16 protein-coding genes are annotated in these 13,593 nt (G+C 39.9%); 9 read left to right on the forward strand and 7 right to left on the reverse strand.

Going from position 1 to position 13,593, the window contains the following annotated elements:
* Window positions 1-83: 83 nt before the first annotated feature.
* From Q0Y52_RS05610 to Q0Y52_RS05640, 7 genes are all read left to right on the forward strand, one after another.
* Window positions 84-887 carry a DUF3014 domain-containing protein gene (locus Q0Y52_RS05610; protein WP_297819090.1) on the forward strand — a complete coding sequence of 268 codons (804 nt, stop codon included), beginning with the start codon at window positions 84-86 and terminating at the stop codon, window positions 885-887.
* Window positions 887-1,432 carry a DUF1285 domain-containing protein gene (locus tag Q0Y52_RS05615; protein ID WP_297819092.1) on the forward strand — a complete coding sequence of 182 codons (546 nt, stop codon included), beginning with the start codon at window positions 887-889 and terminating at the stop codon, window positions 1,430-1,432. Before Q0Y52_RS05610 ends, Q0Y52_RS05615 begins: the two co-directional genes overlap by 1 nt.
* Before the next feature lie 13 nt (window positions 1,433-1,445).
* Window positions 1,446-2,750, forward strand: a complete 1,305-nt coding sequence (locus Q0Y52_RS05620) for an amidohydrolase family protein (protein ID WP_297819095.1) — start codon at window positions 1,446-1,448, stop codon at window positions 2,748-2,750.
* Window positions 2,751-2,841: 91 nt separating this feature from the next.
* Window positions 2,842-3,594 (forward strand): methyltransferase, encoded by a 753-nt coding sequence (locus Q0Y52_RS05625; protein WP_297819098.1) that lies wholly within the window; start codon window positions 2,842-2,844, stop codon window positions 3,592-3,594.
* A gap of 329 nt (window positions 3,595-3,923) precedes the next feature.
* Window positions 3,924-4,502: a DUF2589 domain-containing protein gene (locus tag Q0Y52_RS05630; protein WP_297819101.1), complete on the forward strand. Its 579-nt coding sequence runs from the start codon at window positions 3,924-3,926 to the stop codon at window positions 4,500-4,502.
* 49 nt (window positions 4,503-4,551) lie between these two features.
* Complete coding sequence (locus Q0Y52_RS05635) at window positions 4,552-5,247, forward strand: hypothetical protein (protein WP_297819103.1); 696 nt, start codon at window positions 4,552-4,554, stop codon at window positions 5,245-5,247.
* 3 nt (window positions 5,248-5,250) lie between these two features.
* Window positions 5,251-5,829, forward strand: a complete 579-nt coding sequence (locus Q0Y52_RS05640; protein WP_297819106.1) for a hypothetical protein — start codon at window positions 5,251-5,253, stop codon at window positions 5,827-5,829.
* Between the two features lies 1 nt (window position 5,830).
* On the opposite strand, the gene tusA is transcribed toward Q0Y52_RS05640, so the two are convergent.
* From tusA to rph, 3 genes are read right to left on the reverse strand one after another with little or no spacing between them, the layout of a single operon-like run.
* Entirely contained in the window at window positions 5,831-6,082 is a 252-nt protein-coding gene (gene tusA, locus Q0Y52_RS05645; protein WP_297819109.1) for a sulfurtransferase TusA, read from the reverse strand.
* A 7-nt stretch (window positions 6,083-6,089) separates the two neighbouring features.
* The gene (gene pyrE / locus Q0Y52_RS05650) at window positions 6,090-6,731 is read right to left on the reverse strand and encodes an orotate phosphoribosyltransferase (RefSeq protein ID WP_297819111.1); all 642 of its coding nucleotides are present in this window, start codon (window positions 6,729-6,731) and stop codon (window positions 6,090-6,092) included.
* A gap of 9 nt (window positions 6,732-6,740) precedes the next feature.
* On the reverse strand, window positions 6,741-7,454 hold the full coding sequence (gene rph, locus Q0Y52_RS05655; RefSeq protein ID WP_297819114.1) for a ribonuclease PH: 714 nt from the start codon (window positions 7,452-7,454) through the stop codon (window positions 6,741-6,743).
* 144 nt (window positions 7,455-7,598) lie between these two features.
* Here rph and Q0Y52_RS05660 point away from each other — a divergent pair, with 144 nt between their 5' ends.
* The gene (locus tag Q0Y52_RS05660) at window positions 7,599-8,462 is read left to right on the forward strand and encodes a YicC/YloC family endoribonuclease (protein WP_297819117.1); all 864 of its coding nucleotides are present in this window, start codon (window positions 7,599-7,601) and stop codon (window positions 8,460-8,462) included.
* Between the two features lie 378 nt (window positions 8,463-8,840).
* Here Q0Y52_RS05660 and Q0Y52_RS05665 read toward each other — a convergent pair whose 3' ends face one another.
* The 4 genes from Q0Y52_RS05665 to Q0Y52_RS05680 form a co-directional block, all read right to left on the reverse strand.
* Window positions 8,841-9,419 carry an HD domain-containing phosphohydrolase gene (locus Q0Y52_RS05665; protein ID WP_297819120.1) on the reverse strand — a complete coding sequence of 193 codons (579 nt, stop codon included), beginning with the start codon at window positions 9,417-9,419 and terminating at the stop codon, window positions 8,841-8,843.
* 58 nt (window positions 9,420-9,477) lie between these two features.
* Window positions 9,478-9,738 carry a hypothetical protein gene (locus Q0Y52_RS05670; protein ID WP_297819123.1) on the reverse strand — a complete coding sequence of 87 codons (261 nt, stop codon included), beginning with the start codon at window positions 9,736-9,738 and terminating at the stop codon, window positions 9,478-9,480.
* A 246-nt stretch (window positions 9,739-9,984) separates the two neighbouring features.
* On the reverse strand, window positions 9,985-10,329 hold the full coding sequence (locus Q0Y52_RS05675) for an MGMT family protein (protein ID WP_297819345.1): 345 nt from the start codon (window positions 10,327-10,329) through the stop codon (window positions 9,985-9,987).
* A gap of 9 nt (window positions 10,330-10,338) precedes the next feature.
* Entirely contained in the window at window positions 10,339-12,324 is a 1,986-nt protein-coding gene (locus Q0Y52_RS05680) for a hypothetical protein (protein ID WP_297819125.1), read from the reverse strand.
* A gap of 185 nt (window positions 12,325-12,509) precedes the next feature.
* Between Q0Y52_RS05680 and Q0Y52_RS05685 the strand changes: the two genes are divergently transcribed.
* The gene (locus tag Q0Y52_RS05685) at window positions 12,510-13,124 is read left to right on the forward strand and encodes a tRNA-uridine aminocarboxypropyltransferase (RefSeq protein ID WP_297819137.1); all 615 of its coding nucleotides are present in this window, start codon (window positions 12,510-12,512) and stop codon (window positions 13,122-13,124) included.
* Window positions 13,125-13,593 lie beyond the last annotated feature (469 nt).

The raw sequence follows: 13,593 nt of genomic DNA on the forward strand, positions 1-13,593 counted from the left end.
CAATCTACGCATATCATTTAGATGGAATTTTAAGTAGGCTAAATTCTAAGTATTAACACAGATATTTGCTTAACGGGGAAACAATGAGTGAAGAATCGAAAAAATCCTTAGCACCGCATTTTATTATAGGTGTAATTATATTGGCAATTGCTTTGGCAGTGTTACTTTGGCCCAGCGAACCTGAACGAATTATAGTAACGCCAGTTCCGGTTGTTATGGAGCCGACAGTCGAACCTGTGATTGACGCGCAGCCTACTACTCTGATCCCTGAAACATTAGTAGAACAACCTGAGCCCGACATTATTGCCGAACCGCAGCCATTAGATATAAGTGACGGCACAGTAAAGACTAAATTATTAGCTCTATCTGACTACAATGAGTTTGCACGTTTACTGATTAATGAAGCGCTACTAGAGCGCTTTGTGATAATGACCATCGCCTTAGCTGAGGAAAATATAGCGGATAACAATAGAGTATTAATCCAGCCCGAACAGTCATTTCGCACTTACAAGCAAGCCAATAAAGAGTGGATAGACCCTGCAAGTTATAAACGTTATGCGCCTTACGTTGATGTATTAGAGTCCCTTGAAACAGCATCATTATTGCAGCTTTATCAAGAATACAAACCGGCCATTGAAAACATATTTTCTGAAATAGGTAACCCATTTGACAGCTTTGACCAGAAACTTGAAGAGGCAATTGATGTCCTGCTAGATACCCCTGAAGTCCCTTCTCCAGTCGAAGTATTTACCGATAGCGTCATGTACAAGTTTGCAGATAGACGACTGGAGTCTTTAAGCGCTCCACAAAAACAATTATTACGCACAGGACCTGAAAATATGCGCCGTATCAAAGCAAAATTACGTGAGATAAAAGAAACACTGTAATGACAACCTTCGACTTAGGTGGTTTTCAAAAACAAATAAGCACACAAAATGTGGCTTTACCTCCAGTTGATAAATGGGATCCTGATTTTTGCGGTGACATAGATATACAAATAAAACATGACGGAAGCTGGTTTTATATGGGAACGCCTATTGGTCGTAAATCCTTGGTCAAACTTTTTGCCAGTGTTTTAAAACGTGAAGACGATCATTACTTTTTAGTCACACCTGTAGAAAAGGTAGGCATTCAAGTAGAGGATGTACCTTTTATCATTACGCAATGGAAGAAAGAGAACAGTAAGTTAGTACTTACAACCAATACAGGGCAAATTATAGTCGTTAGCTCAGAGAATCCCATACAAATATTTGCAGACAAAAAAACAGGTACATATCTGCCTTACGCTTTAGTTCACAGAAACTTATGGGCGCGTTTACATCAAAATGTATTTTACCAACTAGCAGAATTAGGAGAAGAGCGAGTCTTAGATGGTAAGCGCCATCTCATGCTTGAAAGTAGTGACTATCACTTTAGCCTTGGCGAGTTATAACAGGACACTTAATATGAAAAACAGTATCTTAAAATCAACCTTGTTTTTGGCAACATTAGCCCAACCTTTTCTTGCTAGCGCCGTCATGGCGGCCACAATTATCCACGCAGGCACTCTAATCGATAGCACCTCAGATAAAATGATACAAAAAGCGACTGTGGTTATCACTGATAATAAAATAACAGCTATTCACAAAGGATTTACTGAGGGCAGTAGCGAAGATACCGTCATTGATTTATCAGACTATACCCTGATGCCAGGATTTATGGATATGCATACCCATATATCCAGCCAACATAACGGCCCCGCAAGCTACATAGAAGGCTTTACTCTGAATGAAGCAGACTATGCCATTAAAGGCGTGAGGTTCGCTGAAAAAACCTTGATGGCAGGTTTTACAACTGTGCGTAATCTGGGTGACGGCTACAACGTAACCGTGGCACTTCGTAATGCCATAAACAAAGGAATGGTTAAAGGACCACGCATATATACTGCTGCTAAGGCGATTGCGACAACGGGTGGGCACGCGGATCCAACAAATGGCCGTAGTAATTCAATTATGGGCGATCCAGGACCTATCGACGGCGTAATAAACGGCACGGCCGAAGCGCGTAAAGCTGTTCGCCAACGTTACAAAGATGGCGCAGACTTGATTAAAATCACAGCTACGGGGGGTGTATTAAGTGTGGCTAAAAGTGGTCAAAACCCACAGTTTATGGATGATGAATTAAGTGCCATTGTTGAAACAGCAAAAGATTATGGCATGACAGTCGCAGTGCATGCTCATGGCAAAGAAGGCATGTTGCGCGCCATTAAAGCAGGTGTGACATCTATTGAACACGGCACCTATATGGATGAAGAGGTGTTTAAGCAAATGAAAATGTATGGCACTTATTATGTGCCAACTATTATGGCTGGTAACTGGGTGGCTGAGAAAGCCAAGATTGATGGCTTCTTTCCCGAACTCGTTAGGCCTAAAGCCGCCGCTATTGGGCCACTTATTCAACAGACTTTTGCCAATGCCTATAAAGCAGGGATCAAAATTGCCTTTGGTACCGACTCTGGTGTTTCAGCTCACGGTGACAACGCCTTAGAATTTGCATTAATGGTTGAAGCCGGCATGAAGCCCATTGAAGCAATACGCAGTGCCACCCAAAGTGCAGCTGACTTGCTCCAAATCAGTGACACAGTGGGTACCATAGAAGTAGGCAAAATGGCAGATTTAGTTGCGGTGAAAGGTGATCCTCTAAAACAAATTACACTGTTACAAAATGTTAACTTTGTGATGAAAAACGGCGTGGTTTACAAACATCAGTAGGCTGAAACTAAAACCTTATTACAGCAGTCTTTTACTGAGTTGAAACAAGAGACTCTCACAATTCTAAAACTATAAATGGAGATATATACCTGTGAAAAAAATTCTACCCCTTTTGTTACTAGCTGCGAGTGTCAACTCAATAGCGGCAGATAGCTTTGATGCTACAGCAGAAAAAATTAAATCGGCGTTAAAAGCTGAAATCAGAACTGAAGCTGAAACCGACCGAGACAGAAACCGAAAAGCCCTACAAACATTGGAGTTTTTCGATTTACGCGACAATATGAAAATTGTTGAGCTTATTCCTGGTGGCGGCTGGTATACCAAAATTTTAGCTCCAGTAGTCAGTGATAAAGGTGAATATTATGCTGCTATTGGTACAGGGCGTATTAAAAGCTTAATTGAAGAGTCTGGTTTAGAAAAAATTAAAATTGTTGCACAAGACGCTAAACTTTATCGTAAAGAGGGTGAGCGCTTTTATTCTTTAGAAGCAAATTCTCTTGGGATAAAGGATCTTGATATGGTGTTGACGTTTCGTAACTACCACAACTTTGGTGAAGAAGGCCGCCGGAATATGAATAAGTTAGCTTTTGACGCACTGAAGCCCGGTGGTGTTTATGCTGTAGTGGATCACACCGCCCGCCATATGGAACAGCAAACCCCAGCTAACCGTCGCCGTATTGATCCTGTCCTTGCTATCAAAGAGATCCAAGAAGCAGGCTTTGAATTTGTTGATTATACCGACCTACACTACCGCGCTGATGACGAATTACGTTATGAAGTAGGGGTTAAATCTGTCTCAGGTAATACAGATCGCTGGACCATGAAGTTCCGTAAACCAAAGTAATCCTAGCGACTTTAAAAATGTAAGGCTGATCATGTATCAGCCTTTTTGCTTTTTGACTTACATCAATAGCAGTTTTTAATTCAAGTGGAAAAATATGCCCATCCTGCTATACCTAGTTAACGTACTGATAGGATGCAGTGTCACTTACAACAAGAGGTACTTTTGTTTGATTGGAAATCCTTTAGGAAAAATCTGGATAGATCAGTGCTGCGTTAATGTCTTGCCGTATTTTTAACATTTACGCTCTTCCTCTTTAGCAAAAGCAAAGAGGGTGTTTAGTAATGCATTAACCTGAATCTGCAGTCTCAGGTATAACCAAGGAGATTGTTATGGCTATAGGAGAAGAACTTTCCAGCATTGATTTTCAATCAATGATTGGCGGTCCTCTAGATGCAGTGGTGCGGGCACAAGCTCAGTCTGCACAAACCTCGGTTGATTTTATAAAAGCAGTTGGCTTTGATGAAGACAGTAACGAACCCACTATGGTGACGTTCAGCTATATGAAAGCTATAGAAACTAAGGATGCCGACGGTAATGTCACTGGAGTTGAACCGAAAAAATTTGATCTCACAGTACCTATATTAACCATGTTACCCATTCCGTTTATACGGGTGGAAGAAACCACAATAAGTTTCAACGCAAAAATTAACTCTGTACAAGAGTCTACGACATCATCCTCAAGAAGCTTGAATGCCACCTTATCGGCAAAAGGTGGCTGGGGGCCTGTTTCGGTGAAATTGAGTGCGAGTTATTCAAGCAAAAGCGCTAAATCGAGTTCGTCTAAGATTGAACGCACTTACAGCTTGTCAGTCAATGTCAGGGCCGTGCAAGACGAATTGCCAGCCGGTACTGAAAAACTGCTAGGCATTCTGGAAAACTCAATATCAGAGGTAGAATCAGCCGCTTAATTTATCGGGGCGTATACGCCCCTTTTTTAATAAAAGTCGGGAGGAAATAATGTCTGAATTAAGTGAAGTCCTGGGTGCTTTGATGATCAGTTTGGTACACGCTAGGCGACTCGCTGATGAAGAAACCGCAGCGGTTGCAGAATATTACAAAGACAATCCCTTATTAGAAGGAATGAGTCTACCCAGAGTAAGAGTGCCAGAGTTAACAATTGATATGCCTGTTACCTTTGAACAACATGTGCCAGCCAAAGATGCCGAACTTGATACCACAGCCAACATTCACAAAGCGTTAATGGAACAATTCAAACAAAGCTTAGATGATGAAGATATATTAAGTAAAAGCAAAAATTTTCAATCTGCGTTTGATAAAGAATCAAGGTTAGCTTTGGAAAAATTATCTGAAATTCAACGCACTGGCACATCTAGGGTAACCAGAGAAGCACTGTTAAGGGGAATTGACGATGCCTTTATGAAAGCATTGAAAAAAAGCCCTTCGAATAAAGAGCTGCCATTTGAAAAAACCCAAGTGGTAAGTAAAGCTATTCGGCATCGAATCTCTCAAATTGCCCTCAAATCAAATTCCAATCCTAGTGCCTTAATTACTAACGCAACAACGAGTGCAGTAAAAGAAACGACTAACGCAGCGAACAGTGTTCGCCTGCAAATCACTCTGCGAGAAGAAGGACTCGAATGGGCAACCAGTAGTCAAAATGGAAAACTTAAAAACCGCCTACAACCAGAGTAACTCATGCGCGCGATTGCCAAAGAAAAGATCATTCAACAACTGATGCAGTTGGCCAATTTAACTGATAAATACATGCAGTTAGACCCAAGCTATCCGCAAAAATGTCTGACTTGGTTGGTAAACACAGAAAAACAACTTGAGCCTTTGCGCTTACCCTTAGTCTCTCGGCTGAGCGCTTTGAGAGGTTTATTGATTGCTAGCGAAGATGGTTATCAAAGTCCAGACGTTGCTGGTTCCTCACGCAGTAAACGTAAAGCAAAAAGAGCCCTGTCGGCACATATTATCAATCAGGCAGAACAAGCCCTTAGAGAAGAAGTTGAACAAATCGACCAACAGTTTTCTGAGCTAATTGATAAATTGTCGCAGTTATTAGCCATTCGTTTTGCTCAACAAGAATTGCCAAACACACCACAGATAACGATCGGTTATGTAGACAATATTTGGCAGATGTTAGGAGACAACACAGAAACCAAGAGCATGTACCGCTATATTCAAGCAAAAATCGGCGAGACAGATAGACGCTATTTATTGCAGGCTTTGTTAGATAACATGCTGTCTCATAACACCTCAATAGACGAGTGAGTCATTTACCTTTTTTGATCACGAATCGATATGGCGACGTTTCTATATCAGTATCCACCAGCTCATGCTCCATAAATCGGCAAAAGCTAGGGATATCGCGTGTGGTCGAATGATCGTCGGCGGTCACCGTCACCGTTTCGCCGATTTGCATCTCACGAATCTTTAAACGCACCATCATCACAGGCTCTGGGCAACGTAGGCTCAAAGCATTTAATTGATAGTCCGCAGTTTCGAATCGACTTATATCTTTCACGTTCTAATTAGATCCCGTAGTCCAAACGATATTGCTTGATATTAGCTAAGTGCTCAGCCATATCAGCTTTGTCACTCAGATAATCAACCAAATCAGCCAAACTAATAATAGAAACTACTTTAGTATCAAAATCACGTTCAACTTCTTGAATGGCCGACAGTTCACCTTGACCTTTTTCTTGTCTATCTAGAGCAATCAACACACCTGCGAGCAGGGCATTATTCGCTTCAATCAACTGCATAGACTCACGAATAGCGGTACCTGCGGTGATCACATCATCCACAAGCATAATTTTACCCGCAAGAGGGCTACCGACTAAATTGCCACCTTCGCCATGGGTTTTCGCTTCTTTACGGTTAAAACAATATGGCTTATCTACGTTATGTTTATCTGCTAACGCCACGGCAGTAGTGGTGGCAATAGGAATACCTTTGTATGCAGGACCAAATAACACATCGTAATCAATACCTGATGTTTGCAACGTTTGCGCATAAAACTGTCCAAGTTTGGCTAAGTCGCCACCAGTATTAAATAAACCAGCATTAAAGAAATAAGGGCTAATTCGCCCAGATTTGAGGGTAAACTGACCAAATTTCAATACTTTGCGAGCTAAGGAAAACTCTATAAAATCACGTTGGTAATCTTGCATGTTAACGTCCTAGTTCAAAGCCGATTTTTGCTCGTCGAATAATTCACGAATACCATTTTTTGCCAATTCCAACATCTCATTTAGCTCGTTAAAATCAAAAGGTTCGCCCTCAGCAGTCCCTTGCACCTCGATAAATTTGCCGGTGTCTGTCATCACTACGTTCATGTCAGTTTCAGCATCTGAATCTTCAAGATATTCTAAATCCGCAATAGCTGTACCTTTATAAACACCTACTGATATTGCCGCAATCATATGTTTGATTGGATTCGTTTTAAGAATGCCTTTGGCACGCATCCAACTCAGTGCATCAGCCAAAGCCACACAAGCACCGGTAATCGAAGCTGTACGTGTACCGCCATCAGCTTGGATAACATCACAATCCACTATAATAGTGTTTTCACCCAATAATTTTAAATCTACCGCTGCGCGCAAGGAACGTGCGATTAAACGTTGAATTTCAAGAGTACGTCCACCTTGTTTACCACGAGCAGCTTCGCGGTCGGAACGAGTATGAGTAGCCCTGGGCAACATACTGTATTCTGCCGTCACCCAGCCTTTACCCTTACCTTTCATAAAACGAGGTACCCCTTCGGTTACTGAGGCATTACACAACACTTTAGTGTTACCAAACTCAATCAATACTGAGCCTTCTGCATGGCAGGTAAAATTGCGGGTAATAGTAACGGGGCGAATTTGACTGGCGGTTCTTCCACTTGGACGCATAATGCTCTCCTCAATAATAGTGAGCGGAATTATAGAGGCTTCCGTGTAAATTATCTTAAGTTTTAAGCAATTAATTGCCCTAGCCCCTCGCCCCAAGTCACAACAGGGGTATAATACAGAAAACTAAGACACAGGAAGATTTCAATGATTTACAGTATGACTGCTTTTGCCCGCCGTGAAATTAAAGCCGATTGGGGCTCAGCCGTATGGGAAGTACGTTCCGTTAACCAACGGTTTCTTGAAACCTACTTCCGTCTTCCTGAACAATTTAAAAGCATGGAGCCGGTATTGCGCGAACGTTTTCGCAAACAACTACAACGAGGCAAAGTCGAGTGTTCATTGCGTTTTGTGGCGAACGATGCGGCAGTAGGTAAGCTCAACCTAAACGAAGTTTTAGCCAAACAAGTCATGAAAGCCGCGGATTGGGTGCAATCCCACGGCCAATCTGCCGGTGTTAACCCCTTAGACGTATTACGCTGGCCTGGTGTTATTTCAGCCGAAGAAACGGACATGGATGTTATTCAAGCCGAAGCGCTGGCTGAATTTGACCTCACACTAAAAGGTTTTATCGCCGCACGCGCCACCGAAGGCAGCAACCTAAAAGGTATGATCGAACAACGTTTAGACGGTATTAACGCAGAAGTCGAAAAAGTCACTTCCCACATGCCAGACGTGATCAAATGGCAACGTGAAAAAATCCAAGCCCGCTTCGAAGATGCCAAAATTGACCTAGACCCGGCTCGTGTAGAACAAGAAATGGTGATGTTGGCACAAAAAGTAGATGTAGCAGAAGAGCTAGACCGCTTAATATCACACATAAGCGAAACCCAAAAAATTCTTAAAAAAGGCGGTGCAGTTGGTCGTAGACTGGATTTTATGATGCAAGAGTTTAACCGCGAGTCGAATACCCTAGGATCTAAGTCTATTAATAGCGATATCACTCAGTCAGCAGTTGAATTAAAAGTGCTGATTGAGCAAATGCGTGAGCAGATCGCGAATATAGAGTAGTAAAAAATGGACACAGGGTGACCATTTTGTTTAGAAAAACCCTGACACTCCATAGGATAACACTGGTTAACTGTCGGTTTTTTTACAAGCATAGGTTCTTTAAAAATGTAAAAAATTATCCTATTAAATTATATATTTAAAAATTTATTAGCTTAGTTATTGAACATATTCTAGGGTAACGATATAAAAATGCGTTATGCATATTAATTATATTAGTAGGCTCGCCACAACCTGTGTCAGGGTTTTTTAAAATATTACTGATTAATATTTACAGATGTCTTGTTTAGCTCTAAAGTTGCATCAAAGACTAAACCGTTATACCTAATAAACATATCTCTTTTTTCGGCTATTGATCACCAATGTATTCGTAGAAAATAGTTAAAATTTTTTTGATTCAGATGACGATTGCTTCATTAAAGTATTTATTGAAATCGAGCTTAAAGTCCCTTGCGATAACAGCTTCAACAATTTTACGTCATGACTAACCGCAGCTAAGTCCAATTCCTTGGGCTTCAAATAATGGTTGCAGCGAACTGAATAAAACACTTTCACAACGGGTTTAGCGGTATGTGCAGGGTTTTGCCTGAGCACCATAGCAACCTTTTTATTGCTTAGTTTGACTAAAGTGCCCACGGGGTAAATTCCGATACATTGCACAAATTGTGCAACTAACACCTCATCGTATTTCTTAGGTGCATCTTGTAATAAAATTTGCAGTGCTTTTCTAGAAGACTTAGCAGCCTTGTAACATCTGTCCGCAGTTATCGCATCATAAGTATCAACGATTGCAATCATACATCCATATTGAGTAATTTCATTACCTCGAAGACCTTTTGGGTAACCGTAACCATCAAGCCATTCGTGGTGTTGACCTATTTTTTTAACAATTGAATCGGAAACTTGCATGTCAGTGAGTTTTTTGGTGACGTTATACAGATAATCTTTCATAATCATCATTTATTGTTCGTCAACCGCCCAGCTTTATGCAATATTTCGTCAGGAATTTTAACTCTGCCTAAGTCATAAAGAAAACCTGCCAGCGCCAATTATTGTCATTGTTCTTTTTCCAGATCAATATAAGACCAAATTTAGATAACAAAATAGCCACATTTAATGAATAAGATAAAAGATAGGTATCTTTTTCTTGTATCTTTGTCATGCACATCAAAGCATTAGGATTACGAATGATCGACGAGACAGGATCTTGAGTGAAGACTTCTGTGATGGCAATATCAATGGGTAAATTTTTACCTTTAAGGTGAAGTTTGTTTATCACTCTAAGTTCTGTTTCAAACGGCACGAGTTCAGGTAATTCAAGTACTTCAGGTACTTCAGGTATGGGAACAGTTTCTTCAATTTCAAAAACGTCTGGCTTGATTTGTTTGCTATAGAGTCAACGAACATTCCTGCTTCAAGATCGTCTATACCAAAGGTTTTTAACATTGCTAATATCCCTTGCAAATAAATTTAAAAATATCTCACTTCTATTTTAAGAGCAACATTTACTATTTATAAACAAAGTCTAAAACTCTAATTTCCATAGTATTTCTGGCAAATCAGGTTGCCATTTGAAAAGGCTCATCTTGACTCTGTTGTTAAAAATAGCGATGGCTTCTTGTTGCAATAAGCCTGTTTGTTTTTGTGATTGCTCAGAACCTACGGGAAATGCAATTTGTCCATTAGAACGCAACACTCTGTACCAAGGTACGTCCATATTTTTTGGCACAAAACCAAGTGACTTACCTACTAGCCGTTCCCGTCCAGGTAATCCTGCCAGATCGGCAATTTGGCCGTAACTAGCTACTTTGCCCAAGGGGATGAGTTGCACAGTGCGCCAAATCCTGGCGTATTGAGGTGGCACTGGGATAACTACAATTTAGCTTGCCACAACAAAAGGATATTCTGTTTGGACTTGCTCTAAATCAAGCAGTTTTCCTTGTTGGTTAACATTTCGGTAAAGTGCTAAGTCACTTGGCGAAGTATATCCGGCGACTTGTTCAATATCGTTGAGTCTAGCTCCTTGACTGGCTAAATACGTTAAGTAAGTATGCCGTAAAACATTGAGCGAAAGCTGGTCAGGAAAGGTTATCTGAGCATCATGACCTATATTCACCAACAATTGCACAAAGTCTTCTTGGCTTTTGATATTCGACCACACTGTTTGTTCATTAGTTAAGTTATTACATAGTGCTTGCAGTACTTCAGCTAGGTTTTTTTGAATACTGATAATCCGAGAAAACTGGTTGTTTATTTGTAACATCAAATAGTCTTGGCTGCAGTCTCCTTTTTTTATTAAAGATAATTCATCAACACTTACACCACTTAAAATCAAACCAATTAGCGCTTTACCTTGGTCATTGGCAACAGAAAAGAGCTTCTGAGATTCATCAATATTTAATAAACGCAAAGACTGAGATGCAGATGTAACTAGTGCAGATGATAGGCGAGGATCGGGTGCTGCAAGTTGGCCATTTTGAGCAGAGCCCATGATTGAATAGTCATTTGCTCTGGCTTGCCCAGGCATCAAAACAAAGTGGTTAGATGAAGCTGCCCCATTCTGTTTGAAGATAAAACTAAACAACAACAAAGCTAATACGGCCACAATGACGGCTGCTATTAAACTGATAAGGCTATTAAGTGAGTAGTTTGGCCCAATTGCAAAATCAGGAATAAAGGCAGGCTCAAGCAAAGAAATTTTAGCATCGAAAGGTTTTGATACTTCTTGCGCTATTTGTTGATTTTTTAGCGTTTGGGCTTGATTTTGCAGGGCCTTTAATGCGTCGTCTAGCCTTTTATATTGTTCAAGGTTTTGGCTAAACACTTGTGTTAGTTTGTTTTGCTCAACTAGCTGGGTATTCATTTTTTCTACTTTACCTCTAGCAGCACTGAGCTTGCGCTTTACATCTAGTAAATAGTCCACTTGGCTCATTTTTATTTGTTCTTCAAGTAAAGCCTGAAGTTGCAGAGATTTTTGCTGTTGCGCCAAAATGGCTTGGTCACGCTCCAAATAGGCTTGCGTATATTTTTCAGATAAAGCAGACAGGTTGGCATTAACCTCTTGTAGACTTAGCTTTATCGCATCAATTTGAGCATTATCCATTGGTCTAACAATCGATTCTCCGTTATTAATGGACTCAACCAAACTATCAAGCAACGCTTGTGTTTGTGCTTGTTCAGCCAACGCTTGGTCAAGGTTAGCACCCAAGTTTTTGGCCTGACTTAGGACTCGATTTTCATCTCTTTCTAATGACGTGATATTGTTATGACTGGCAAAGGATTGTAACAGTTGTGCTTGTTCCGTTATTTTTAATTCCAGAAACTCCAATTGCTGATCTACATCTAATAGGTCATCAGTGTTGTTTATTTGCGTTTCAGAAGCAACTAACTGTAGATACACTTTTATCCAAGCATCTATTATTGGTTTAAGTATTTGTGGGTCGCTACCGTTGGCTTTTAGGGTAATAATACGCCCAGTTAAACTTGCTTCTACTACCAATGCATCAAAAAGTGTTTGTACTTTAATGATTAACATTTGACTTTGTTCAAGCTCTTTTGCAACAAAGCTCAGCACATTATTGCTTTTCATCCTTTGCTGATGCAGAGTAATTTGCCTTTGTGCTAATTCAGCAAACTCTTGTTTAGTTTGAGATGTATACGAAAAATGTAAAGTAGCTTGGCTTTGATATATAGGTGATTGAATCCAAATCACCGCATTGGCAGTAATCAGGATCAATAAAAATGTAGTGATCAAAACCTGCCACTTGCGCTTTTGAAAGGTTTTATGCTGGAATTCTGACGGATCTATAGCAGCATTGGTAAAGGGGTGACTTGGTATGTAATCAACTTTGCTATCAAATGACATAAAAAATAACCAAGTCCATTAAACAGCTAGCGAATCCATTCAAACAATTTTTGGTGAGCATATACATCCATTTTGCTTTAAATTTTTTAGTTAGAGACTGTCGATTTGCCAGCATAGGTAAAATTTAACAATCCTCACCAAAAACAACAAGCATAAGTTATAGTGAGGCTAAAAACTTAAAAAAAATGACAACGTTAGAAATTAACAAAAGACTAATATGTTTTAAGTGTGGTTACCCGCAAAGTACATGTTTATGTGTTTGGGTAAATCCCATCACAACACCTCTCAACATCATTATATTACAACATCCTAAAGAGGCAAAACACGCAAAGAACACGGTTAAGTTATTAACGTTGGGATTAAAAGCAATAACAATATTGCAGGGTGAAAAACCAGAGGACTGGGCAGAATTGGCCCAAAAGGTTGCAAACCAACCGCAAAGTTATTGTTTGTTTTACCCTAACGAACAAAGCATTTCACTTGAGTCCATTTCCTCGCCAGTACATAATAAAAAGTATTTTCCAGTCAATCACAACTTAATATTCATTGATGCATCATGGCGCAAAGCACTGAAAATATGGCATCTCAACCCTTGGTTACAACAATGCAATAGTTGGCACTTTTCCAATCCCCCTGACAATCAATACCACATCAGACATACAACTCAGGAAAGTAGTCTATCAACGCTTGAGTCAGTAGTTTATGTACTAGAGCATACTCACAACATTGATTGCACACCACTACATTCGCTGTTCTTAAGTATGCAAAAAATATGCTTTCTTCAAAACCACAACCGATAGAGTGAGCGACTAAAAGCCCTCGGATGTATATAAATCACTGATTAGTTCAAAGAACAGTAAATTATTTAATTACGCTTAATTATTTAGATAGAACATATTTATATCAACCTCATCAACTCACCCACTAAATTTAGGCTTACCAGGAAAAATGATTACTACGCTTTATGCATAATGACCAAGGGGTTATGCACTCTCAAAGGACTATCAAAAAGAATAAAAAGTATAGATTTATAGACATGCATATGATGTCACGCTGCACTAAGAAGGTACGTTTAGTCTAGATAAATCGTTTGGCATTCCCTTCATTAACGTCGCTGATCATCAGACTAATGGCACATAGGCTCATAAAAGAGGTTTCATTTTAGTTCTCTTTGAAAACAATCTTGTGGTTTTATTATTCATGTTTAACACACTCAAACTAGCAAAGTTTAATAAAACATCATACTGTACTTACCACAATATATTTTGT

This window comes from uncultured Paraglaciecola sp. (genome assembly GCF_943787955.1).
Taxonomy (GTDB): domain Bacteria; phylum Pseudomonadota; class Gammaproteobacteria; order Enterobacterales; family Alteromonadaceae; genus Paraglaciecola.

What these genes read in the sequence shown, in the direction of transcription:
- Q0Y52_RS05610 (WP_297819090.1), top strand. Translation starts at nt 84, where the DNA reads ATGAGTGAAGAATCGAAAAAATCCTTAGCACCGCATTTTATTATAGGT.
- Q0Y52_RS05615 (WP_297819092.1), top strand. Translation starts at nt 887, where the DNA reads ATGACAACCTTCGACTTAGGTGGTTTTCAAAAACAAATAAGCACACAA.
- Q0Y52_RS05620 (WP_297819095.1), top strand. Translation starts at nt 1,446, where the DNA reads ATGAAAAACAGTATCTTAAAATCAACCTTGTTTTTGGCAACATTAGCC.
- Q0Y52_RS05630 (WP_297819101.1), top strand. Translation starts at nt 3,924, where the DNA reads ATGGCTATAGGAGAAGAACTTTCCAGCATTGATTTTCAATCAATGATT.
- Q0Y52_RS05635 (WP_297819103.1), top strand. Translation starts at nt 4,552, where the DNA reads ATGTCTGAATTAAGTGAAGTCCTGGGTGCTTTGATGATCAGTTTGGTA.
- Q0Y52_RS05640 (WP_297819106.1), top strand. Translation starts at nt 5,251, where the DNA reads ATGCGCGCGATTGCCAAAGAAAAGATCATTCAACAACTGATGCAGTTG.
- pyrE (WP_297819111.1), bottom strand. Translation starts at nt 6,731, where the DNA reads ATGCAAGATTACCAACGTGATTTTATAGAGTTTTCCTTAGCTCGCAAA.
- rph (WP_297819114.1), bottom strand. Translation starts at nt 7,454, where the DNA reads ATGCGTCCAAGTGGAAGAACCGCCAGTCAAATTCGCCCCGTTACTATT.
- Q0Y52_RS05660 (WP_297819117.1), top strand. Translation starts at nt 7,599, where the DNA reads ATGATTTACAGTATGACTGCTTTTGCCCGCCGTGAAATTAAAGCCGAT.
- Q0Y52_RS05665 (WP_297819120.1), bottom strand. Translation starts at nt 9,419, where the DNA reads ATGATGATTATGAAAGATTATCTGTATAACGTCACCAAAAAACTCACT.
- Q0Y52_RS05680 (WP_297819125.1), bottom strand. Translation starts at nt 12,324, where the DNA reads ATGTCATTTGATAGCAAAGTTGATTACATACCAAGTCACCCCTTTACC.
- Q0Y52_RS05685 (WP_297819137.1), top strand. Translation starts at nt 12,510, where the DNA reads ATGACAACGTTAGAAATTAACAAAAGACTAATATGTTTTAAGTGTGGT.